Annotated in this window: 23 protein-coding genes and 1 pseudogene; 21 read left to right on the top strand and 3 right to left on the bottom strand. The window is 42.2% G+C overall.

The window, feature by feature from the left end; genetic code table 11:
• The first annotated feature begins 19 nt into the window (after positions 1-19).
• The 10 genes from HXT48_RS06735 to HXT48_RS06690 all read left to right on the top strand — a co-directional run bounded on the left by HXT48_RS06735 (position 20) and on the right by HXT48_RS06690 (position 10,022).
• Positions 20-562, top strand: a complete 543-nt coding sequence (locus HXT48_RS06735) for a F0F1 ATP synthase subunit B (RefSeq protein ID WP_004109948.1) — start codon at positions 20-22, stop codon at positions 560-562.
• A gap of 99 nt (positions 563-661) precedes the next feature.
• Positions 662-1,243, top strand: coding sequence for a F0F1 ATP synthase subunit delta (locus tag HXT48_RS06730; protein WP_004574172.1), 582 nt, complete (start codon positions 662-664; stop codon positions 1,241-1,243).
• Positions 1,244-1,259: 16 nt separating this feature from the next.
• Positions 1,260-2,921 (top strand): F0F1 ATP synthase subunit alpha, encoded by a 1,662-nt coding sequence (gene atpA / locus HXT48_RS06725; RefSeq protein ID WP_004574171.1) that lies wholly within the window; start codon positions 1,260-1,262, stop codon positions 2,919-2,921.
• Between the two features lie 3 nt (positions 2,922-2,924).
• A complete protein-coding gene (locus HXT48_RS06720) occupies positions 2,925-3,929 on the top strand; it encodes a F0F1 ATP synthase subunit gamma (RefSeq protein ID WP_004574170.1) in 1,005 nt (334 codons plus the stop codon).
• Between the two features lie 6 nt (positions 3,930-3,935).
• Entirely contained in the window at positions 3,936-5,423 is a 1,488-nt protein-coding gene (gene atpD / locus HXT48_RS06715; protein ID WP_421793048.1) for a F0F1 ATP synthase subunit beta, read from the top strand.
• 2 nt (positions 5,424-5,425) lie between these two features.
• Positions 5,426-5,740 (top strand): F0F1 ATP synthase subunit epsilon, encoded by a 315-nt coding sequence (locus HXT48_RS06710; protein WP_033888552.1) that lies wholly within the window; start codon positions 5,426-5,428, stop codon positions 5,738-5,740.
• Positions 5,741-6,477: 737 nt separating this feature from the next.
• A complete protein-coding gene (locus HXT48_RS06705) occupies positions 6,478-6,663 on the top strand; it encodes an antitoxin VbhA family protein (protein ID WP_012913757.1) in 186 nt (61 codons plus the stop codon).
• 18 nt (positions 6,664-6,681) lie between these two features.
• Positions 6,682-7,401, top strand: a complete 720-nt coding sequence (locus HXT48_RS06700) for a Fic/DOC family protein (protein WP_102155513.1) — start codon at positions 6,682-6,684, stop codon at positions 7,399-7,401.
• Positions 7,402-7,665: 264 nt separating this feature from the next.
• A complete protein-coding gene (locus HXT48_RS06695) occupies positions 7,666-8,976 on the top strand; it encodes a Fic family protein (RefSeq protein ID WP_102155511.1) in 1,311 nt (436 codons plus the stop codon).
• A gap of 23 nt (positions 8,977-8,999) precedes the next feature.
• Complete coding sequence (locus HXT48_RS06690) at positions 9,000-10,022, top strand: FAD:protein FMN transferase (protein ID WP_174182821.1); 1,023 nt, start codon at positions 9,000-9,002, stop codon at positions 10,020-10,022.
• 328 nt (positions 10,023-10,350) lie between these two features.
• Here HXT48_RS06690 and HXT48_RS06685 read toward each other — a convergent pair whose 3' ends face one another.
• On the bottom strand, positions 10,351-11,760 hold the full coding sequence (locus HXT48_RS06685) for a sensor histidine kinase (RefSeq protein ID WP_421793047.1): 1,410 nt from the start codon (positions 11,758-11,760) through the stop codon (positions 10,351-10,353).
• Positions 11,761-11,766: 6 nt separating this feature from the next.
• Positions 11,767-12,468, bottom strand: a complete 702-nt coding sequence (locus HXT48_RS06680) for a response regulator transcription factor (protein WP_174182794.1) — start codon at positions 12,466-12,468, stop codon at positions 11,767-11,769.
• 139 nt (positions 12,469-12,607) lie between these two features.
• Here HXT48_RS06680 and HXT48_RS06675 point away from each other — a divergent pair, with 139 nt between their 5' ends.
• The 11 genes and pseudogenes from HXT48_RS06675 to HXT48_RS06625 all read left to right on the top strand — a co-directional run bounded on the left by HXT48_RS06675 (position 12,608) and on the right by HXT48_RS06625 (position 23,823).
• Positions 12,608-13,372, top strand: a complete 765-nt coding sequence (locus tag HXT48_RS06675) for an ABC transporter ATP-binding protein (RefSeq protein WP_102155503.1) — start codon at positions 12,608-12,610, stop codon at positions 13,370-13,372.
• Positions 13,369-14,094: an ABC transporter permease gene (locus tag HXT48_RS06670; RefSeq protein WP_421793046.1), complete on the top strand. Its 726-nt coding sequence runs from the start codon at positions 13,369-13,371 to the stop codon at positions 14,092-14,094. Before HXT48_RS06675 ends, HXT48_RS06670 begins: the two co-directional genes overlap by 4 nt.
• A gap of 13 nt (positions 14,095-14,107) precedes the next feature.
• Positions 14,108-14,872 (top strand): ABC transporter permease, encoded by a 765-nt coding sequence (locus tag HXT48_RS06665; RefSeq protein WP_174182795.1) that lies wholly within the window; start codon positions 14,108-14,110, stop codon positions 14,870-14,872.
• A gap of 229 nt (positions 14,873-15,101) precedes the next feature.
• Positions 15,102-15,581: pseudogene (locus tag HXT48_RS06660) on the top strand (type I restriction endonuclease subunit R, EcoR124 family); the annotation flags it as partial.
• 241 nt (positions 15,582-15,822) lie between these two features.
• A complete protein-coding gene (locus HXT48_RS06655; RefSeq protein WP_012913767.1) occupies positions 15,823-17,541 on the top strand; it encodes an FTR1 family iron permease in 1,719 nt (572 codons plus the stop codon).
• Between the two features lie 95 nt (positions 17,542-17,636).
• Positions 17,637-18,281, top strand: a complete 645-nt coding sequence (locus tag HXT48_RS06650) for an iron transporter (RefSeq protein WP_012913768.1) — start codon at positions 17,637-17,639, stop codon at positions 18,279-18,281.
• 72 nt (positions 18,282-18,353) lie between these two features.
• Positions 18,354-19,625, top strand: coding sequence for a DUF2318 domain-containing protein (locus tag HXT48_RS06645; protein ID WP_102155495.1), 1,272 nt, complete (start codon positions 18,354-18,356; stop codon positions 19,623-19,625).
• Between the two features lie 12 nt (positions 19,626-19,637).
• The gene (locus HXT48_RS06640) at positions 19,638-20,972 is read left to right on the top strand and encodes an ABC transporter permease (protein ID WP_102155493.1); all 1,335 of its coding nucleotides are present in this window, start codon (positions 19,638-19,640) and stop codon (positions 20,970-20,972) included.
• Entirely contained in the window at positions 20,962-22,293 is a 1,332-nt protein-coding gene (locus HXT48_RS06635; protein ID WP_421793045.1) for an FtsX-like permease family protein, read from the top strand. Before HXT48_RS06640 ends, HXT48_RS06635 begins: the two co-directional genes overlap by 11 nt.
• Before the next feature lie 40 nt (positions 22,294-22,333).
• The gene (locus tag HXT48_RS06630) at positions 22,334-23,179 is read left to right on the top strand and encodes an ABC transporter ATP-binding protein (RefSeq protein ID WP_103013772.1); all 846 of its coding nucleotides are present in this window, start codon (positions 22,334-22,336) and stop codon (positions 23,177-23,179) included.
• A gap of 44 nt (positions 23,180-23,223) precedes the next feature.
• On the top strand, positions 23,224-23,823 hold the full coding sequence (locus HXT48_RS06625) for an FMN-binding protein (protein WP_103013773.1): 600 nt from the start codon (positions 23,224-23,226) through the stop codon (positions 23,821-23,823).
• A gap of 12 nt (positions 23,824-23,835) precedes the next feature.
• On the opposite strand, the gene HXT48_RS06620 is transcribed toward HXT48_RS06625, so the two are convergent.
• A complete protein-coding gene (locus HXT48_RS06620; RefSeq protein WP_162861111.1) occupies positions 23,836-24,072 on the bottom strand; it encodes a hypothetical protein in 237 nt (78 codons plus the stop codon).
• Between the last annotated feature and the right edge of the window lie 122 nt (positions 24,073-24,194).

Here is a 24,194-nt window from a genome sequence, read left to right as displayed (position 1 = left end):
AGAATAGAAAGGACAAGCCATGGCATATGCAGCCGGAAGTAATAAGTTGGCGTTGTTCTTGCCTGAGCCTTATGACGTACTGTGGTCATTAGTAGTTTTGGTAGTTCTTGCAGCGTTTTTCTACAAGTTTGTTATGCCTAAATTCCAGGCAATTCTCGACGAGCGTGCAGAAAAAATTGAAGGCGGAATGGCTAAGGCTGCTAATGTGCAGCGTGAAGCAGACGAGTTGAAGAGCCAGATTGAAAACGAACTTTCTCAAGCTCAAACTGATGCTGCAAAGACTCGTGAAGAGGCTCGATCGGAAGCTTCAAAAATTATTGGCGAAGCTAGACAACGCGCTGAAAAGGATGCTGCGAAGATTATCAGTGAAGCGCAGCATTCTATTGAGGCTCAGCATAAGCATGCCATGTCCAGCCTCCAAGGAGAGGTGTCGGTTCTTGCAGCAGCTTTAGCTGGCAAGATTCTTGCATCCAAATTGGATGACGATACCGTCAGCTCCAAGATTATTGATCATGTGATCGATGAAGTTGGAGACACTAAAAATTCGGATCAAAGCAAGTAAAGTAATGTACAAAACTGAATAATCGCAAAATAAAATTACGGTTATTTCATTTTGTATTATTTGCATTACTTCGTTTTTTACAGAAACGAGGAGGTAAGAATGCCAGAAAAGGCATCGCGAGCAAACGATAGTTTGTCGCGTTCTTCGCTTGCTCAGGCCATCTCAGATGCGCACGATGAAGCGCAGCGCATTTCAGACGAGCTTTCGTCAATGATGGACATGATTGATAAGTATCCTGAGCTTTCTGATGCGATTACTGATCCGAATAGGTCTTCGGAAGATAAGTCTCGCCTTATTGACGAGCTTATTGGAGGTAAGGCGCACCCTGTTGTATTGCGCATTATGCATTATCTAGTAGGAACTTGGCACGGAGGTGCCGAAAGCGGTAAAACCGGTAGCTTCGGTGGTGCTTGGTCAGGATTTGAGCGTGAAGCTGGCGAAACATTGGTTACAGTCACTACTGCTCAGCCGCTTACAGATAAGCAAATTAAGCGTTTGATTGAAATCTACAGCAATAAGTTGGGTCATCGTGCATACATTAACCCAATTGTGGATCCAAACGTGCTTGGTGGTATGCGTATACAAATCGGTGATCAAATAACCGATCGCACCATGTTGATGCAGCTTAAGCAGTTGCAGCGTTCTGCGCGAAATGGTGCTTGGACACAGGCAGTGAAGTAGTAAATTAAGGAGAATTATGGCGGAACTATCTATTGATCCCGCCCTGATACGCAAAGCGCTCGACGGGTTTGTTGACTCGTATAAGCCTACCGACATGCCAACGCAAGAAGTTGGCTATGTTGTTACGGCTGGTGACGGCATTGCGCACGTAGCTGGATTGTCCGGCTGCATGGCAAACGAGCTGCTCACATTCGAGAACGATACCTTGGGTCTTGCGTTCAACCTTGATGCGCACGAAATCGGCGTCGTTATTCTCGGCGATTTTACAGGCATTGAGGAAGGGCAGGAAGTATACCGCACAGGCGAGGTGTTGTCTGTGCCGGTTGGTGACGCTTATCTTGGTCGTACTGTGGATCCGTTGGGTAATCCAATCGATGGTTTGGGTGCGATTGAGTGCAATGAGCGTCGTATTCTTGAAGCCCAGGCTCCAGACGTTATTCACCGTCATCCAGTCGATGAACCATTGTCTACTGGTTTGAAGGCTATTGACGCAATGACGCCAATAGGTCGTGGTCAGCGCCAGTTGATTATTGGTGACCGTCAAACAGGTAAGACTGCAATCGCAATAGATACGATTATTAACCAGCGTGCTAACTGGGAAACTGGAGATCCAAAGAAACAGGTTCGCTGCATTTATGTAGCAATCGGTCAAAAGGGTTCTACTATTGCTTCAGTGCGTCAAAGCCTTGAAGAAGCAGGAGCTATGAAGTACACCACAATCGTGGCAAGTCCAGCTTCTGATTCTGCAGGTTTTAAATACATTGCACCTTACACTGGTTCTGCAATCGGTCAGCACTGGATGTATAACGGCAAGCACGTTTTGATTGTTTTCGATGATCTGTCGAAACAAGCAGAAGCATACCGTTCAATTTCCTTGCTTTTGCGTCGTCCACCTGGGCGTGAAGCTTACCCAGGCGACGTGTTCTACTTGCACTCTCGTCTGCTTGAACGTTGTGCTAAGCTTTCTGACGATTTGGGTGGCGGTTCTATGACCGGTCTTCCAATTATCGAAACCAAGGCAAACGATGTTTCTGCATACATTCCAACCAACGTGATTTCTATCACCGATGGTCAGATCTTCTTGCAGTCTGATTTGTTCAACGCCGGTCAGCGTCCAGCAGTAGACGTTGGTATTTCCGTGTCTCGTGTTGGTGGTGCAGCTCAGGCTAAGGCTTTGAAGAAAGTCTCCGGCATGTTGAAGATTTCTTTGGCTCGTTACAAGTCTTTGGAATCCTTCGCAATGTTCGCTTCTGATTTGGATGCAGCCTCAAAGGCGCAGCTTACTCGTGGTGCTCGTTTGACTGAGCTACTTAAGCAGAAGCAGTTCTCTCCTCGAGCAATGGAGCAAGAAGTTGTTTCTGTGTGGGCTGGTACTCATGGCAAGCTTGACGATATTCCTGTGAAGGATGTGTTGCGTTTCGAAAGCGAATTGTTGGATTACTTGGATAAGGGAACCGACATTTTGCAAGTAATTCGCGATACTGAAGACTTCACTAAGGAAACTGAAGCTAAGCTTGATGCAGCCATTGATGATTTCCGTAGGACGTTTAAGACATCTGCTGGCAAGCCTTTGATTGTAAAGGATTCTTTGCCGCCGGCTGAAAACCCTGCTCCTGTTGAGAAGGAACAGCTCGTAGCTAAGCCGAAAGCAGACAGTCGCGAGCCTGAGGGGAAGTAGCGTATGTCCTCCCAACTTGCATTGAAATCGAGAATTATTTCCACACAGTCTTTGGGTAAAATCTTTAAGGCTCAGGAAATGATTGCGTCTTCTCATATCGCTAAAGCGCGAGATATTGCGCTTAATGCTAAGCCTTATAGTGACGCAATTTTCGATGCCGTGCAGGCGTTGGTAGCTCATCACGAAGCAAATATTAAGCATCCTATTTTTGGTAAAGAGCATGCTGGCAATCGTGTAGCAGTTTTAGCTCTTACTTCTGATCGTGGTATGGCAGGTGCGTTTACGTCTTCGATTATTCGTGAGACTGAAGCACTTCTTGCAAAACTCGATGCAGAAGGTAAGCATGCAGAACTGTACGTGTACGGTCGACGCGGTGCAACTTACTACAAGTATCGCAATCGCGATGTGGCAGGTACTTGGGAAGGTTCTACTGACCACCCAGACGTTACTATTGCTGAAAAGATTTCCGATACTTTAATGGACGCTTATATGACGCCGGAAGCAGAAGGCGGAGTTTCGGAACTGTATATTGTGTTCACTGAATTTATAAATATGGTGAGGCAAAAAGTTCGTACGTTACGCATGCTGCCAGTTGAGTTGGTTCCTTTGAAGGACGGTGAAGAGTTTTCTATGCATCGTCCTGACTATGAAGCAGCTTCTGGTCCTTCAGCAGCATTGTCGTCTACGAGCGCAGTTTCGGCTCGTGAAGAAGCAGTGAGCCGCAGCAATCCAGAAGCTGTGGAGTATTGCTTCGAACCAAGCCCGGATGAAGTATTGGATGCTGTTTTGCCGAAGTATATTCAGTCTCGTATTCACGAGTGCTTACTTACTTCTGCTGCTTCCGAAACGGCAAGCAGACAGAACGCTATGCATACGGCTACAGATAACGCCCGCAATTTGGTGGATGATTTGACAAGAAAGCTTAATGCTTCTCGTCAGGCATCCATTACTCAAGAACTTACCGAAATTATCGGCAGCGCTGATGCGCTGAATAATGAGGAGGATTAGGAGCATATGGCTGAAAATCAGACCACAGCGCCTCCAGAAGCTGAGCAGGAGGTCGATCCAACAGCTGGTCGCGTAACCCGCGTTCAGGGTTCCGTGATTGACGTTGAATTCCCGGTCGGCTATCTGCCGGATATTTACAATGCTCTCAAAGTCGATATCAACACCGTTGGAAACACCGAGGGAGATACCGTCCACGAGATTACGCTGGAAGTTGAGCAGCACCTTGGTGATTCGACTGTGCGTGCAGTTGCTTTAAAGCCTACTGACGGTTTGGTTCGTGGTGCTTTAGTGCGAGATACTGGCGGCCCAATCTCTGTACCTGTTGGTGATGTTACTAAGGGTCACGTGTTCGATGTTACAGGCAACATTTTGAATGCTAAGCCTGGCGAACACATTGAAGTAACTGAGCGTTGGCCAATTCACCGTAACCCACCTGCTTTTGATCAGCTTGAGTCTAAGACTCAGATGTTCGAAACTGGTATTAAGGTTATCGATTTGCTTACCCCTTACGTTCAGGGCGGTAAAATTGGTCTGTTCGGTGGTGCAGGCGTTGGTAAAACTGTGTTGATTCAGGAAATGATTCAGCGCGTTGCACAGAATCACGGTGGTGTGTCTGTGTTTGCTGGCGTTGGCGAACGTACCCGTGAAGGTAACGATTTGATTGGCGAAATGGCTGATGCTGGCGTTTTGGAGAAAACAGCGCTTGTCTTTGGTCAGATGGATGAGCCTCCTGGGACTCGTCTTCGCGTGCCTCTTACCGCTTTGACTATGGCTGAGTACTTCCGCGATGTGCAGAATCAGGATGTGTTGCTGTTCATCGATAACATATTCCGCTTTACTCAGGCTGGTTCTGAGGTTTCCACGCTGCTTGGTCGTATGCCTTCCGCAGTTGGTTACCAGCCAAACTTGGCAGATGAAATGGGTGCATTACAGGAGCGTATTACTTCTACGCGCGGCCATTCCATTACGTCACTTCAGGCTATTTACGTTCCTGCAGATGATTACACTGATCCTGCACCTGCAACAACCTTTACGCACTTGGATGCAACTACTGAGCTTTCGCGTGATATTGCAGCTAAGGGTATTTACCCAGCTGTGGGTCCTTTGACTTCTACTTCTAGAATTTTGGATCCGCGTTACGTTGGTCAGGCTCATTATGATTGCGCGAACCGCGTTAAGGCTATTTTGCAGCGTAACAAGGAGCTTCAGGACATCATCGCTTTGATTGGTATCGATGAGCTTGGTGAGGAAGATAAGACTACTGTCAGCCGCGCTCGTAAGATTGAGCAGTTCCTTGGTCAGAACTTCTATGTGGCTGAAAAGTTCACTGGTCGTCCAGGTTCTTATGTGCCAGCAGACGAAACCATTGAGGCATTCACTCGCATTTGCGATGGTGTTTACGATGAGATTCCTGAGCAGGCATTCTCTGGTATCGGTGGCATTGATGATCTTGAGCGTCGTTGGCACGATATGCAGCAAGAGTTTGGTGCGTGATTATGTCGGAGAAGCAAGTAAAATCGCTGCACGTTAGTGTGGTGGCAGCCAGGCATCCTGTTTGGGAAGGTGACGCCAAGTTTGTGGTTATTCCTTCTGTGAATGGCGCAATGGGCGTGCTTCCTGGACATGAGGCTGTGCTTGCGTTGATTGATCACGGTTTTGTGAAGGTTGACGATTTGAAAGGCGTGCGTCACGTTTTTAAGGTGACGGATGGCTTCTACTCGGTTGACTCTGACAATATTACGATTGCTGTTGAGCATAGTTGTAACGTTGATAAAGACGGCAACGTGCTGCCTAACGCTAAGGTGATTTAAGGTTGCTTTTGTTGCTTATGTAAGTTTGTTGCTTTTGTAAGTTTATGAACTTGTGTAAGCAAGGTAATCTCTTCTAAGGCAGGAGTTTGGGATATTCTCAGGCTCCTGCCTTTTTGTTTTTATAGCGCGTTTGTAAAGAAAATAGATCTCAGAGGCGAAGCACTGTTACTAACTCAGCTAACGAACTGAGAAAGTAACGGTGATTGGCAAAACACTGTTAAAAACTCAGTTAGCCGACTGAGAAAGTAACGCTCACAAACGAAACGACGTGTTTGTTTCGAGCAGCCATTGCGCTATGTCTATTACGCGGATTCCTTCAATGTCGTAAGAATCGTGGCGAGTGTTTGCAAGCAGATTCGCACTTTCACTTTCAAAACTGTAAAATTTTTTCACTTTTGAAAGTGAGTGCCTATTTGCGTTCGTGTGCGAAGGCTCTTTCTTTTCGCATCTTTCGATCGCGTTCTGTTTATTGGGTTCTTCGGCTTGTGCGAATATCGTTTCATTTCGCAAAATTAAAAAATTTTCAAATTTGCGAAGTGGAGTTTGCTTAGTTTCTCGAAATTGATTTTGCCTGGCATTAAAGCGTGTAAATCATGCTACGCCGAAACGAGTGGCTGTATCTTGCCTATGCTGGATTCGTCAAATCGCAAAATATGCTGTAATCAAAATGCATTGCGAATAGTAAAATAGTACGTAGTTATTTTTGATTTTTGAGCGGGTTCTGGCAGGGAGAAGAAATGATTGATAAAGAAACGCAACGTAGGCGTCAAGAAAATTTGGGTCTTGCAATAGCTTCAGGCAAACTTGAAGGCAATTCGCCTTCAAAAGAGTTTCTTTATGACGCAAATCAATATGCTAATGGTCTTATAAGTAGCAATGAATTTGTTGCTAGAATGCGTTCTAGATATGGCGTGATGGATTAAGTTATTGGGTTGTGTGTCGTGGAAACAGTTTTTGACCCTTATCTTATTCCTCACACAAGGGTATTGAAGAACAAATCTAATATAAATAATCAGATTGAATTAGATAAATATGAGAACGATGCTGTTCTCACAAGATGTTCTATTTTGTACGAAAACTTGCCACATGTTGAAGGAACTGTTAAACAATTGCAGTGGATTCATCATTATCTTTTCCAAGATGTTTACGATTGGGCTGACCAGATTCGCACTATAGACATGACTAAAGGCGGCGGCGAACCGTTTCATCCGCTTGAATACATGGGTGTTGGGATTTGTTACTGTGAGCAAACGCTTAAAAATGATAATTTATTGCAAGGTTTATCTATTGATGAGTTTATTAGTAAGCTAAGCGTAAATTACAATAATTTTAATGTTTTGCACCCATTTCGTGAGGGCAATGGTAGAACACGGCGCGTTTTTTGGGATATAGTTGCGAGAGATGCTGGATACCATTTTGATTGGGGATTAATAACTCAGCGCGTTAACGACGAAGCTTCAATCCAGGCTAAAGATGCTAACGATACGAAGCTTCTTGAGGATATGTTCCACATTATTACAAAGCCTTTGAATGTTGAGCTTTTAGCTCAGCAGCAGTTTGCGCATCTTGTTGAAGAAGAATACGAATATGCGCCGAATGTGGCTAGTGTTTTGCAAGATAAGGATTACGCGGCGTATAAAACGCGTTACGGCATAGATTGAATTTAGTGAATACATGTTTCTATAGTGCGTTTTTGCAAAAATGTAGGTATATATATGAGTATTTTTTGCGTGCTATGCCTTCATTTTGCCAAAATGTCGGTATAGAATAGACTTTTATATTAGTTATGCAATCATTTTGTGATAAATGCATTATTTGCGTATAGGCAAAGATATCGCAAGCAAAATATTGCAAAACAATACTACAAAATCTTCAATAACGTAAACGCAATAACGTAAACGCAATAATGTAAATGGAGTCGCATTATGGATTACAAAACAATACGCAAAATAGTTGCAATGTCTAAAAGTAATGCAAAACCGTGCGATATTGCGGAAGAAGAATATCGATCGCGCATTGATAATCCTGCGACGTATCGTTCTGGAATCGTATTTGATAATCATGAGATTTTTGCAATGTGCGTAACGGATCTTGTAACGCACATAGATGATATTATGTGCACTGAAAAAGTCATTGAAAAAACATGGAGCATGCTGCCGCGGTTTGCTCAGCGTGAGTATTTAATGCAACTTATTGCAAAAGAAGTGCAAAATACAAACATTATTGAGGGTGTTCACAGCACTAGAAAAGAGCTTTCCAAAGCGCTTGCTGCTGCGAGTGAACAGAATAAGCATACGCGTTTTAGTGAATTTACCAAGCTTTTTCTTGAGCTTGCAGATTCTAAAGAAAAGTCTGTTGCGGAATCTGTTGCGGATTTGAATGTAAAGTCGGTTGCCGACTCCGATGAGTATGGCACTTCAATTCCGCAAATATTACAAGATATACGAAAAATTTACGACAGCATTATGCAAGGCGAATTAGAAGAAAAAGACATTCCAGATGGTGAGATTTTTAGGAGTGGGAAAGTAAGTATTCGTGATGGTGCAAATAATGTAGTGCATGATGGCGATGCAACGGAAGTAGAAATTCAAAATCATTTAATGCAGATGTTGAGATTTATGAATATCAGCAAAGTCCCAACGCTTATTAAGGCGTGCATGTGCCACTATGCTTTTGAGAGCGTGCACCCATTTTATGATGGGAACGGCAGAACTGGGCGATTTTTGCTTGCTTTGCAATTGCATGATCAGCTTTCGATGCCAACAATTTTGAGCTTAAGCTCTATAGTTTATGCAGAAAAATCTGGATACTATGCTGCTTTTTCCAAATCGCAGGAGCTATTTAATTGCAACGATTTAACTATGTTTTGCTGCACAATGTTGGAATATATTAAAAAAGCGCAGAACGAAGTATTAGACAATATTATTTTGCAAGCAAAACAGATTATTTACTGTATGGATAAGCTATCCGAGTTTTCTAAAAAAACATCGATTTCTAAAGTGCAGCACGAAGTGATGACCATTTTGTTGCAAAATAAGCTTTTTTCTTATAACCCAACTCCCATGACTCGCAAGCAATTAAGTGAATACGTTGGCAATGCAATTGATGAGAAGATTGGCGAGCGAAAGATTGTGAGTGCGCTTAACGGTTTGATTGATTTTGGAATGATTGACGTGGTAGGTGAGCGTCCTATTCGGTATGAGCTTTCTAAAAAAGCGAATGAAATGTTTGAGTGAAGCAAGCGATGTTTAGGAATGTAATGGCGTTTGAGCGCGCGCTTGGAACGGGAATTATTATTTCTAGCAGCAAACCGATTCCGCAGCGAGTGCAGAAGAAGATTCGTGCTTTTATTGAAGAGTATGAGCGTACACTTTCTAGGTTTCGTGCGGATTCGCTTGTTTCGCACATGGCTCGTGCGGAGCATGGCGGCGAGTTTGAGTTTCCAGCATGGGCTCAGCCTCTTTTTGCTCTTTATAGCGAGTTTTACGCTGCTACTCGCGGAGCTTTCGACGCGTGCATTGGTGCGGATCTGCTTGCGCTTGGCTACAGCAATTCTGTTCACTTTATTCCGCAATCGGCAGCTGGCTCAGGTAAGAATGAGAATAGTAGCAGTGACAGTTGGTCTAACTATCGCCGCGCTTTGCAAGTTACGTGGTCAGATATTTCGCAAGGTGGCGGCGGCACAACGCTTTGCACAAATCAGCCAGTGCAGCTTGATTTTGGTGCAGCTGGAAAAGGCTATTTTGTAGATCTTGTAACGCAGATCATTAAAGAGGAGCTTAGCGAGCAGCTTCATGCGGATTTTGATTTTTTGGTAAATGCCGGCGGCGATATGCGCGCTTGCTTTAGCGAAGAAAATAGCCAAATAAAAGTGGCTCTGGAAAATCCGTTTGACACAACTCAAGCGGTAGGTGTGGTATCAATTGCAAGCGGAGCGCTGTGTGCATCGTCTAGTGCAAGAAAGCGTTGGAAAGTAAAAGACGCAAGTTATTTAGGAAAAGATGCAAATGGCTTTGAGTCTAATTTAATTGCGACTCACTTGATTAACGCTTTAGATGGAACTCCTGCGCAAAAACTTTCTGCAAGTTGGACTTACGTTCCTGCTAAAACTTGCGCTTTTCCAACTGCTTACGCTGATGCGCTCGCAACTGCGTTGTTCGTATCGCAAGAAAGCGATTTGCAAAAAATCGTGCAAACTACCGGCTCTGAGTTTGCTGTAATCTCGCCAAATCATGCGCTTCGCAAAACGCGCGCATTCCCAGCGCACTTTTTTGCTGGATAATGCCGAATGGTGTTGACTAATGCAGGATAATGCCAACTAATGCACAATAATGACTATGCGAGCTAGCTTGCCTGCACAAAATCGAAGCTAGACGCAAGCAATACGGTAGTGTTGCAATCAACTTCCACTTTCAAACGTGAATAGTAAAATTGTAAAATAAATTTTACTGTAAAGTAAAAAATTGCAGAGAAGAAGATTGTGTGTAATGTCTTATAAAACAGTTGATTCTTTAATGCGACATCTTAGAGATAGCGTCTTAATTATTTCTGGTAGTGTACAAAAAAGACAACTAATAAATACTGGATATTTGGGTTATAGACCAAAAGACCTATAACTCAAATTTTTTACTTGGCACTGTTAACTCAACCTTAAACCCACCGTATTTGCTTCTACTTATATCAACTGTTCCACTATGAGCGCCAATAATCTGCTGAACAATCAGCAAACCCAAACCATGCCGTTGCTCTGCAGTACTTGTATCGCAAATCATATAGTGCGGTGCATGATTAAGCTTTTCGATTTTTTCATCTGAAACACCTATACCGTTATCTTCAACACAAATAATACAATTATTATTATTTGCAGCAACGGATACATAAATCGTACACCCATTTTCATTATGAGATATGCTGTTCTGAATAAGATTAGATATTGCTCGTTTTAATAAATCTTTGTCTACATTAATATTGCAAACAGTCAATTCTGCGTCCGTTTCCCATTTAATCGAAAACTCATCTTGCATACCCATATTCATAAAATCCACAACAACTTGCCTAACAACAGCAACAACATTTTCTTCTTTTTTCATAATTGGTTGCATATTGTATTCAAGTTTTGAAGCCAGATTAAGGTCATTAATCAAATTTTTCATTCTGACACTTTGCTTAATAATCATCGTTGCTTTTTTACGATCTTCTTCCAAAATATGGAGAGAATTTTCTAACTGTCCCGCATATCCCATAACCATAGATAACGGCGTACGAATATCATGCGAAACCCCAGCTATCCAATTTGCTCTTGCAGTCTCTCTTTTCCTCAATTGTTCTTTTTGTATTTGCAAAATATCGGAAGCAGAATTTATATTAGATGAAATTTCTGAAAGCGCTCCTGTTTCTGGAATATGCACGCTTTCTCCACTAGATAAACGTTGTATCCCTTTTGTAATCGGATTAATTGATTTTAGTAGTTTTATATTAGCTATTAAATAAATTCCAAGAATCAGCAAAATGTTGATAAATAATACGCTTAAAACAATCTGCGGAAAATTTAAGATTAAACTGTAGTTCCAACTTGGTCGCGTATGTTTCCAAAAGCTGTTGTGCGGAAATCCGACTACAACAACTCCATCCTTATTTTTGCCAGTGTAAGTTGGATAACCATCAATGTAACCAACGCTCAAATTAGCTATATCAGACAAAGTATAGTTGTTTGGAATATCTGCAGGGACATTTTCTGTTTTCCATACGACTTTCAACGTATTATTATCAATCAAAATTGCCCATGCGCCAGAATTTGTCAATTTGGAAGACATATTTTTTGATAATGCATAATCCCCACTTGCGGATAATTGTAATGCTTCTCCCGTCTCTTTTGCTATGCTATAAGGAGATATCTCTTTATCGGGAGCGTAATTTCCTATAAGTACAACAAACGCAATAATATTCATTAATACTATAAGCACAGAGCTTAGTAGAAAAATACTTATGAAGCGTTGTATTAGTTTTGGTATGCTTTTCATTCTGCTTTACTCCACAATCAGCTTATATCCTAAGCCTTTAACTGTTATTAAAGAAACAGGCTGCGATGGATTGAGTTCTATTTTTTCTCTGATACGACGTATATGTGCCATTAAAGAATTTTCATATCCAAAAGGATTAGCTCCCCATGTAGCTTCACATAACGCGTCAATTGTTACAATGCATCCAGCATTTCTATAAAGTGCAGAAAGTAAATCATATTCTTTGGCTGTGAGTTGAATATGTTCGTTATTTTTTATTACTTGGGCAGAAGAAAAATCAATCTGACTATTTTTCAGTTTAACAATGGGATTTTCGCTCTTGTAGCTTCGTCTTAAAATTGCCATAATGCGAAACGTTAGCTCTTTTGGAAGAAACGGTTTTACAATATAATCGTCTGCTCCTAAGCCAAATCCCTTAAACTTATCTTCATCTTCACCGCAAGCAGTAAGGAATAAAATAGGACAATCACTATATTGTTTTATCTGCTTCATTAGCTCAAACCCATTACCGTCGGGGAGCATAACATCAAGGATTGCTAATTCTGGACGTAATTTTTGTGTTGCTTCTATGGCATCTTTTATACTTTTTGCAGTCGTTATATTATAAAAACCGTATTCGTTTAATATGGACACGACCATATCTAGAAGTTCCTGCTCATCATCAACAAGCAGCAGATGCTTGTTCAATAAATAATCATTCAGATTCATGGAGAGCCTCCTAACATATATTATGCCATGTGAATATTCATTTTTTGACCTCGCATAAAAATGTAAGGTAGATGTAAGGTGAAGAGAATGTTGTAGAAAGGTTGACGCAATATCATAAATCCTGAAAGGAGATATTGCCATGAACAATATTGTTACAACAGAACATTTAACAAAAAAATATAAGTCATTTATTGCTGTTAATGATGTTTCACTTCATATTCGCAAAGGTAGTATTTACGGCTTTCTTGGGCCAAATGGAGCTGGAAAATCTACAACAATGAAAATGCTCCTAGGGCTTACGGCTCCAACAAAAGGTGTATTTACAATCGACGGAAAACAGTTTCCTGCCGACCGCATACCTATTTTGAAAGAAATAGGCTCGTTTATTGAATCGCCATCTTTCTATGCAAATCTAACAGGTAGAGAAAATCTTGACATTATACGTCGCATTTTAGCGCTACCTAAGAGTGCAGTTGATGACGCATTAGAATTAGTGGGTCTTTCTGAGTTTGGAGACCGTCTTGCAAAAAAATATTCGCTTGGCATGAAGCAAAGGCTTGGTCTTGCTGGAGCATTGCTTGGTAGACCACCTATTTTGATTTTAGATGAGCCAACAAATGGACTCGATCCATCTGGCATACACGAAATCCGAAATCTGATTAAGTCGCTGCCAGACCTTTACGATTGCACGATTCTTATTTCTTCTCATATGCTATCCGAAATTGAGCTTATTGCAGATGATATTGGAATACTTAATCACGGACACTTGTTATTTGAAGGTAGTTTAGATGAACTACGACAGTATGCTTTACAATCTGGTTTTGCTTCCGACAATTTGGAAGATATGTTCCTATCCATGATTGATGAAGACAATAAGATCAGGAAGCAGAGTGCAAGACTATGAAAACGCTTGTAATCGAACTAAAAAAATGCAAGAGAACTGGCTTTATAGCTCTTATGATTGCTATTGGCGTTATGGGAGCAGCATACGCTTTTGTGAATTTCATTGTACGAAAAAATACATTATTAAACCTGCCTTTAGCTCCTATGGATATTCTTCTCACACAGCTTTACGGCATGATTATGGTGTTAAACATGTTCGGCATAATAGTCGCAGCATGCATTATCTACAACATGGAATTTAAGGGAAATGCAGTAAAAAAGATGCATATGCTGTCTATGAGCGTTCCTGCTATGTACCTATGCAAATTTATGCTGCTGACTGTTCTATTACTAATCGCTATTTGCATACAAAATTTAGCACTTGCAAAAATCGGTGTAACAGATTTGCCACAAGGTACGTTTAATGTAAGTACTCTTATATCTTTTGCTGCATATTCATTTATTACGTCAATGCCTGTATTGTCCTTTATGATTTTTGTATCATCACGATTTGAAAACATGTGGGTAACGCTTGGAATTGGTGTAGCAGGATTTTTAAGCGGCATGGCATTGGCTTCTTCAGACATTGTGCTTTTTATGGCATCACCTTTTATAGTTATGCTAAAACCAGCAGTTGCCATGAGCGCGCAACCTAATACTACGGTCGTAATCGTATCCATAGTTGAAACACTTCTGTTTTTATGTTCTGGATTGTGGGCGGCTAAGAACCTGCACTATGAATAAGGAGATTATGAAAATGAGATTTTTTGAACTTCTTAGAATCGAATTTAAGAAAGTAAAGCGTAGTAAAATTATTCCTTTGATTTTTATTGCACCGCTAATTGTGGTTGGATCTGGTGTAGCAAGCCTTCATAGATACTTCACTCCAGAATATACACACGCATGGGCTGCTATGTTTATTCAAAGCGCATTAGTCTACTCATATTATCTGCTTCCGCTTAGTATGATTGTTATTTGCGTGATGATTGCAGGACGAGAAACAAGCAATAACGGAATACTAAAAATGCTGGCACTGCCTGTTAGCAGATACGCGATTTCTGCTGCAAAATTTTGCGTACTGCTATTTTATTTGCTTATGGAAATGGTCGTATTTTTTGCCGTATTCGTTATAGCAGGATTGTTTGCAACCAGTAGCACGGGAGTTGCAGAAACGCTACCAATTATGTATCTACTAAAATGGTGTTTAGATCTGTTTTTGACTATGATTCCAAGCGTAATAGTCATGTGGGCGATTACTGTGCTTTTTGAAAAGTCAATGTTATCCGTTGGATTAAATATACTTCTTGTAATTCCTGGCGTATTAATAGCAAATACTCCACTTTGGATAGTTTATCCTTATTGTTACAGCGGATATATGGTCTCCCGCTCTCTACATGCAGTTACATCAACAGGATTAGGAAACGGATTTAATCTTATACCATTTTTGCCATGTGCAATTGCAATATCTGTGTTTGTATTTTTGATTGCAATAACACAATTTGGTAAAAAAGAGATGAGATAACAAATGAAACGAAATAACAAATGCAGATGTGACTTGCAAAATCGCATATAAGATTATAGCTATACACAAAACGCATAAAACGTTCAAAACGCTCAAACGCAGTATGGAAACAAATAGAACAAAAACAAAAAAGCTTTCGGTTTTGAATGCCCCTAGTAGCAAACAAAACCGAAAGCAACACATTCAACACTCAAAACCCCCACACGCACAACAAACGCCAACACAAATCAGAGATAAAAATGTTCTTGCTTCTATTAGGTTGATGGTTGATGCAAGCCCTCAGTTGCGTAGTAAAAAGAAGCTTATTGAAGGGTTTATTGCGCAGCTTAACGAAAATGAGCTTGATAAGCTTGCGGATTCTGGAGGTAACATTACTGTTTACGATTCGAACGGCAACAAGGTGAGTATTGTTGATTGCTGGAGCGAGTATGTTGAGCAAAAGTATAATCATGACTTGGCGCAACTCGTGCAAAGCGAAGGATTAAACGATGCTTTGACTCGCAAGTTTATGGAGAAATCTTTTAGTGCTGGCGAAGTGAGTGAGCTTGGCACAGACATTAATGATTTAATGCCTAGAATGAGCAGATTTGGCGCTGCGTCTAAGGCGCGCGCTGAGAAGAAAAGTCGCATTGTGGAAAGTATGAGAAACATGTTTAATGAGTTTGTTGGGCTTATTGGCTTTTCTCAATACGATTCGCAAAAAGATTGATAATTATCGTTATCAATATCATTTTTGTAATATTTGCGAGTTTTTTGCGCTGAACTATATCAATCTACCTGATATATCGATATTATGTACCTGTGGGGCCTTTGTAATGGCAAGTTTTAGTTGGGTGCGCTCAATCGGGGTAGGGTGCGTAGATATGCAGGAAATGCGTTAACGCAAAAGGCGTAAAACGCGTGAGAAGTGCGGAATCGCAAGAAGACGCGGAAGAACGCGAGGAGATGTTATGCGCGCGTGTGTAAAAGTGCGCCGAATTATTCGTGACTCGGCTGCACTGATTCTGGCTGTGTGCATGTTGGTAGGTTGCATAGTGAGCTCGTTTGTTACAACTATTCCAGCTTTTGCAACAGATGCAGATCGTTCGTATACTAGCTGGACAGAAGTTTCTAAAGCAATCGACAATGAATTGCTACAAGGTCAATCAGAATACAATAGTGGCAATAATTCTGGAGCTGCAACTCGATTTGAAGCAGCATACAATTCCGTTTACGTTGCTTCTAACATGATTACGGTTGTGCGAGATGCAATCGGGCAGAATAAAGTTCAGGCACAAACTGATCAATTCCAGCAGCTGCAAACGCTTGTGTACCAGCAAAATCAAGGTTCACAAATAAGTGCTATTTCAACGGCTCTTGCAGCGGATGTTGCACAAACTGCATCTAGTCTCGATGCCAACTTAAAAGTGGATAAGCCAAATGTTTATGCACAAAAGTTGCGTGCGCAAATTAAAGCAGAGCGCAAAAAGCTAGATGCTGCAAAAAAGAAAAACCTTGGGCGCAATGGTCGTACGTGGGGTCAAGTTGCTCGAGAAATGAACGTTATTCTCGACAAATCGGTTGCAACCTACAAGTTTGCAAAAGGTAATAAAACTCAAGTAGCATCTGCAGTTGATTTAATTAACGAAGCCTATTACCAGTATTACGAAAAGCTTGGTTTCGAGAAGAACGTGATGAATGCAATAAGCGGAAGTCGCGTTTCGACTGTCGAGTATCAATTCAAAGAGTGCCGCCAAACAATGAACAACGGCGGAACTATTGAGCAAGCTAAAAAATTCGTGACGGATCTTAAATCTATGCTTATTGAAGACGCAGCAAAATTAGACAAAGGCGCATCTTCAAGCGCAAATCCATTTATGCAATTCATAACTAGCTCATTCGGTCAGGCTTTCGTAATTTTGCTTCGTGAAGGTTTGGAAGCGTTGCTAGTTGTTGCAGCAATTATTGCTTACCTTGTTAAATCCGGTCACAAGAATATGGTGAAGTATATTTACCTAGGTATTGCGGCTGGAATTGTGGCATCTCTTGCTGTAGCTGCACTATTCGGCTTGCTATTTAATGGCTCTGGTCCGCAGCAGGAGATTACAGAAGGCGTTGTTGCATTGTTCGCAATGCTTATGCTGCTTTACACGAGTAACTGGATGATTTCTAGATCTTCAGTGCAAGCATGGAATAAGTATATTAGTGAGCAAACAACGGCAGCAGTTTCTAAGGGAAGCTTGGTTTCTTTAGCGTTATTGAGTTTCCTTGCGGTGTTCCGCGAAGGTGCAGAAACTGTAATCTTCTATCAAGCAATCTTTGCAGTTTCAAACGGAGCTGACTCTATGATTTGGGGAGGCTTCATTTCCGCTGCTGCAGTTCTTGTAGTGATATTCTTGCTGATTCGTTTCGCATCTGTGCACATACCAATTCGCCCATTCTTTACTGGAACAAGTGCTCTTATGTCTGTTCTCGTAGTGATTTTTGCAGGCGGTGGTGTGCACGCGTTAATCGAGGGCGATGCTCTCGAAGGAATGTATATTCAAGGCTTGCCAACTAACGATTGGCTTGGGTTCTATCCGTATGTTGAGACGATTGTTGCTCAAATTGTGGCAGCAATTGTTGTGATTTCACTGCTTTGCGTATCTATTGCGCGAAGTCGTGTGAAACGAGCGGTAGAAAATAAATAAGCAAAACAACAAATAACCAACTAATAAATAATTAATAAACAACCAATAACAATAATTAAATAAAAATAACTAACAACAAACACAGAAGGTTAGATATGAAGAATAATAAAATGATGGCAATTGCAGCTTTGGCTCTTGCTGGACTGCTTGCGCTCGCTGGCTGCGGTTCTAATGGCAATTCAGCTAAAACTGATGCTAAGTCACAAGCAACCGAGCAGAAGGCTGACGACAAGGCTGACGACAAGGGCGGTGATAAGGGCTTTGAGGAGGTTCCAGTTGGTCCTCACCAAGATCAGAACATTGGACCTCTTACTATTGGCGCTGTGTACTTCCAGCCAGTGGACATGGTTCCAGCTGGTATGGGCTTGAAGGCAAGCGAAGCAAGCTTCCACCTTGAAGCCGATATCCACGCTAACCAAAAAGGTACAAAGCTTGGCTACGGTAAGGGCGAGTTCATTCCAGATTTGACTGTGAATTATGAGATTGTCGATAAGGCAAGCGGCGAATCCGTTGGTAAGGGCACGTTTATGCAGATGAACGCTTCCGATGGTCCTCACTACGGTGCAAACGTTAAGCTTGACAAAGCTGGAAATTACAAGCTCGTGCTTTCTATTGAATCCCCAGAAAAGAAGGGTTGGATGCTTCACGTCGATCCTGCTACCGGCGTAACCGGTCGCTTCTGGACTGAGCCAATTAAGGCAACCTTCGACGATTGGAAGTACACTCCTCGTCAGTGGTAGTGATAGCTAGTTAATAATTAGCGATTAATTAATAATTTTAGTAAATAATAAGTAATAGCAAAGGAGGGAGTTATGCTCAGACTGTTTGTGGCAGTTATGCCTGGGCTGCTCCCTCTTGCGCTACTCACAATGGGATTAAGCACATCGCTTACTGTTGGCGAGGGGCGAGATAAGCCTCTGAGTGCACGTTGGAGATTGTATGGGCTGTCTGCAGGCACAGTCGCAGCTCTTATTTTTGCTATACTCCGCGCATCTGTGGTAATTAATCAGCGAAACTTTATTAATATGCCGGCGTTGTGTATTGCGGTTCCGCTTGATATTGCTGCAATTATTGTGGTTATTTTTTCACACAAAATAATAAAAAATTGGCGTAATTGCCCGCTTTTAATGCACATAAGTAACGCGATTGGTGCATGTTGCTTAGCGTTTACTGTGTTTTATGCTTTACCAGATGTTATTTTGCAACTTACTATTTTCGTAGATTCAAGCACTCCGCCTTTTACATCAGACATGTTACTTCGCGCGCTTGGTTTTGTGCTTGGCGTTATTGCTGCTATCTGCTTAAGTCTTATGGTGCGTTCTTTGCGCACTACGTCTAACGCTATTTGCTTCAAAATTGCTGTAGTTTTAAGCATGATTATTTTGCTAGTGCAGCACATAACTTCACTTTTGCAGATTATGCAAGGAAGCATTTTGCTTTATATGGATGACTTTTCTTTTAGCGTGCTTGTTTGGCTAATTAATAACGCTCCATTAATGATTATGGCGCAAATTAGCGTGTTCATGATTCCTGCTGCTGCATCCGTAATAATCGGCTTTAAAACGGCTGTAGTTGGTGAAAATGCAGCAGAAATTCGCACGAAGCGAGCGTTTAAAAGGAAATCTCGGAAGTCTGCGCTCGCAGCTCTTTTGGCTGCTATCACAGTAATACTTACGCTTACTGTAGGCGTATCTATTATGAATATTAAACCAACTCTTACTCCGCCAGAACCGTATGAATTGCACGATGGTGTTGCAACTATTAATTACGTTCAAGTTTCAGATGGTCATTTGCATCGTTTCCAATACAAAGCAAAAGACGGCACTGTTATGCGTTTTATAATCATTAAAAAGAATGGTGGAGCGTATGGCGTTGGATTGGATGCTTGCGAAAACTGCGGCGATGCAGGCTACTATGAAAAAGACGGTAAGATTATTTGCCGTAAGTGTGATGTAGCAATTAATTTGGCAACTATCGGTTTTAAAGGTGGTTGCAATCCGATTCCGTTCCCGTATAAGGCTGGACATGGCAAAATCACAATTCATACTGCTGATTTAGACGTGCTCAGTTCGCATTTTAAGTAAGGGAGAGTTGCTATGTTTATGATGCGCATGGTTGCTCGATCTCTTGTGCGGCAATTGAAAAAGCGTGTGTTAATTGCGCTCGTAGTGTGCTTAAGCGCGTGCGTTAGCGTGTCAATGCTTAGCGTTGTGTATGACGTTGGAGACAAAATTAACGCAGAGCTGAGTTCATATGGTTCAAATATTGTGGTTCAGCCAAAATCTAGCGCTGTTGTAAATGATTTGTATGCTTCTCGAGAGCAGATTGATACTAATGGTTCTGAGAGTTTAAAGGCTGCGGAAAGCCACGAGTCTACTGCTTCGCTAAAAGAATCTGATGCTGCAAAAATAAAAATGATTTTCTGGGCGTTTAATATCACTAATTTTGCGCCGAAAATAATTGTTCATGCAAATCTTGAAGCGAAATCTTCTGGCGATTTGGTAGTGCCTATTATTGGAACTTGGTTTAATCGTAAGCTTGCGCTCGCTTCCGGGGAAACAACAGTTGTTGGTGTTAGAGGTTTGCGCTCTTGGTGGAAGATTAATGCAGGTCGTTGGGCAAAAGATAATAAATCTGAAGCAATGGTAGGTGCGCAGCTAGCTGAGCGTTTGCACTTAAAACTTGGCCAGCGTTTGCGTTTGATTCGTGACGAACGCGAGGTTTCGTTGCGCTTGGTTGGCGTATACGATTCTGGCGACGACGACAATAACGCAATCTACGCAGGTTCTAGCGATGCTCAAAGCCTTGCAAATAAGCCGAATAAGGTTGATTCGATTGAAGTAAAGGCGCTTACTACTCCTGAAAATGATTTAGCGCGAAAGGCTGCTAAAAATCCGGCAGTGCTAAGCCAGGAAGAGTGGGAAACTTGGTATTGCACGGCTTACCCGAGTTCGATTACTTACCAAATTGAGGAGGTAATTCCTGGAGCTGTTGCAAAGCAGGTTCGTCAAGTTGCGGCGTTGCAGGGTAACGTATTAAATAAGACGCGTGCTGTTATGGTTTTGATGACTGCGTTGAGTTTAATTGCTGCTGCTGTTGCTGTGGCGAATCTTATGGCTGCTTCAATTTCTGAGCGTTCTGGCGAGCTTGCATTGCTTAAGGCTTTGGGTGCACGTGATGGTGCTGTTGCTCGTCTTATGCTTATGGAAACTGCGGTTATTGCGTTTGGTGGAACGTTACTCGGCATGGCTTTGGGATTTGCGGTGGCGCAGATTATTGGTTTCACAGTGTTTGGCTCTTCGATTTTGTTCCGACCAATGGTATTTGTTCTAGTGTTCGTGCTGCTTGCGTTGACTGTGCTTGCGGCTGCAGGCTCGTCGATTCGTTCGATTTTGAGTGTGCGTCCTGCGGAGGTGCTTCATGGCAGGTAAATCTTATATGACTTCCAACAATTCTATGTTTATTACCATGCTATTTAGCGCGGTATTTCGTAGAAAATCGCGTGCTTTGATGGCTGTTATTGCAACGCTTGTTGGTGCTGCTACGCTGTTTTGTTTAGCTGCAATCTGCCTGGTTGTGCCTCAGCAAATGAGCGATGAAATGCGTGCTTATGGAGCGAATATTATCGTAACTCCAATTGAGGGTGAGTGGAAAAACGGTATTGATCGCGCGATGGTTTTGCACACAAACGATATGGTTCTTGCAAAAGGTGCTATGCGATCTGCTACATATCGTTACGAAAACGTGCGTATTAACGCAGCTCCGTATGTTTTAGCAGGAATAGACGTTCGTTCAGTAAAGTCGCTTAATAAGCATTGGAATGTAGACGGCTCTTGGCCTAGCAGTGGAAATGTTATGGTTGGGCGAGATGTAGCTCTTGCGATGGGCTTAAAAATAGGTTCTCGAATTGCGATTGCATATAGATCTTCGGATAATACTGCCGGCTCGCATAAGCCAGCAGAGAAGTCTGCAAATAAGTCTACAAATCAGTCTGCAGATAAGCCAGCAGAGAATCAAGCGCAAAATTCTTCTGCAAATTCTTCAGATCAGTCTGCGCAAAATTCATCTCAACAAAAGCTCGTTGAAGGCAGAGTCTCAACGGATATTATGGATACTCACGGCACAACTTTCCGCGTTTGTGGCATTTTGGATACAGGCGGTGCAGAGGATTCTATGCTATATGCGCTAAACGCAGATGTAAATTCTCTTACGGGAGTTAAGCGTGGAGCAGATGTAATTGCTTACTCGTCTTCTTCACCTAGCGTTGATGCGGTTGTGAGAAGTATTAACGACATGACTTCTATGCGCGTGCGCGCTCAGCAAGTTACTAAAGTTACTGCTGCTGACACTGGTATTATCACTATGCTTCGCAGCCTGTTCTGCATTGTATCGCTAGTTGTTCTAGTATTGATGATGGTTGGCGTGAGCACTACGATTTCTTCGATTGTGCAGCAGCGTCGAAATGAAATTGGTTTGCGCAAAGCTTTGGGTGCGAGCGCACGGAGTATTGGCGTGGAGTTTACTGCTGAAGCTGGAGTATATGGCTTCGTTGGCGGTATTGCTGGTACTGCGGTAGGGTATGTGTTTGCGCGCTTGCTTGCTGCAATGGTGTTCTCGAGAGATTTGGGCGTGAATTGGTGGCTAGTCGTGTTCTCTATTGTATTTAGCGTTGCTGCGTCTTGCGTTGCTGCATTGCCGCCTGTTTTGCGTGCTTCAAAGATCAACCCTGCGATTGTGCTTCGAGAAGAATAGCTTTTAGAGTGATTTTAGAGTGATTAGTTAAGGATTTAATATGACAGAGAATATAGAAAATAAGTTAGATAGCGCGGAGTCTAAGCCAAAAATGCTGTTGACGTTGGATCATATTTCCAAGATTTACGGATCTCTTCGAGCTGTTGACGATTTGTCGCTCACTGTGCCAGAAGGCGAGTGGCTTTCTATTGTTGGCTCCAGTGGTTCTGGCAAAACAACGTTAATGAACATTATTGGCTGCATGGATTCACCATCTAAAGGTTCCGTGTCTTTGCAAGGTCGCAAACTTGAGGATTTGAATGCCGGTCAACTCGCTGACGTTCGTAAAAACGTAATCGGTTTAGTTTTTCAAAAGTTTTATCTTGTTCCGCATTTAACAGCTGTTGAAAATGTGATGGTTGCGCAATACTATCATTCTGTTGTTGACGAAGCTCAAGCAATGGACGCTTTGGATCGCGTGGGCTTGAAGGATCGCGCTCACCATCTGCCAAGCCAGCTTTCTGGCGGCGAGCAGCAGCGTGTTTGCGTTGCTCGTGCACTTATCAACTGCCCTAAGTTGCTTCTTGCGGATGAGCCGACTGGTAATTTGGATGAAAAAAATGAGCAGATTGTGCTCGACTTGTTTAAGCAGCTGCACAATCAAGGTACGACGATTATTGTTGTAACTCACGATTCTTTGGTTGCTCAATGTGCAGATCGAGAAATTATGCTCAACCACGGTGTGCTTGTTGGTGAGCGTTGGAATAACGAGGATGCTCGCAAAGCGTATGAGGCGATTGGTGGCAAGCCTGCGTTTACGAGTGCTCACCTTGATGAAAGTGTTGTGGAAGCTTTGCAAGACCATGAGCCTACTAAGTCGCCTAAATTAGCGAATTTAGATGATTAGTTGCGTGGGTTTTAAAATATACAAGATTTGAAGGCGATGATTTTATGGTTTCAGATAATATGTTTCACGATGTTTCACGCGACGATTTGAAATCCAAAAAAGTTGCAAAAACTGTTGCTACGCTTGCAATTGTAGCTGCATCGTCTGCTATGTTGTCTGCTTGCGGTGAGCCGAGTGCTGTACCAATGAACGATGAGTTCGCTGGTAATTCTGGTCAAAGCGCGGATGATGGCGGTAATCCTTCTGGAAAGTACGATGCTGGTGCTCAGCAATCTAAATCTTCTGCGCAAAGTGAGGATTCTCAGAACCAGCAGAATCAGCCTAAAACAGACACTGGCAATTACAAAGATGGCGACTATAAAGTCAAAGCTACGTATGGTCCGGTTGCAGAAGACAGTTTCGATGTGCGCTTAAGCGTTGCAAATGGGAATGTTAGCGATGTGCAAATGACGCCTCATCCGTTTACGCCGATTTCAAGAGGCCATATGGATGCATTCTCAAAGGCTATTCCAGGAAAAATCGTTGGAAAGCCGTTGAAAGATTTGCATATTTCAGTTGTTGCTGGAGCAAGTTGGACTAGCGATGCCTTCAACAAAGCACTTGACGTTGCTCGCCAAGAGGCTTCAATCGCATCCGCAAAATAATCTACAACCACCTTAATCTTTGACTTCAAGAATAGTGCCTTCGTCGCGAATCATTGTTGCTGCCATGGCTCCGGTTGCTGCCATAAATGGAATAATAGCATCACTGTATTCGTCCATGAACTGTGCAAAATCATGATTCCAAGAAATAATTGCAACATACAAAAGAAGGAACTCAACTGCTGTAAATAATGCCCACTTAAGAATCCAAATAAGCGTTTTTTTAATAACTTTTATAGAGTTCTTGCTCATGAGTTGCCTTCTTTCCAATTTGCTGTTTTGTTTGTGAGCATTGTAGCTAATTCATGTACATTGCTTCTCGTTCGTATGTATTTTGTATTTCTAGTATAAATATTGCAATTCTTTGCAGCAAT

This window comes from Gardnerella sp. KA00127, assembly GCF_049244125.1.
In the GTDB taxonomy this organism is placed as follows: Bacteria; Actinomycetota; Actinomycetes; order Actinomycetales; family Bifidobacteriaceae; genus Bifidobacterium; species Bifidobacterium swidsinskii.
Note: the sequence above shows the minus strand (reverse complement) of the source record. Positions and strands in the feature narration are given on the sequence as shown.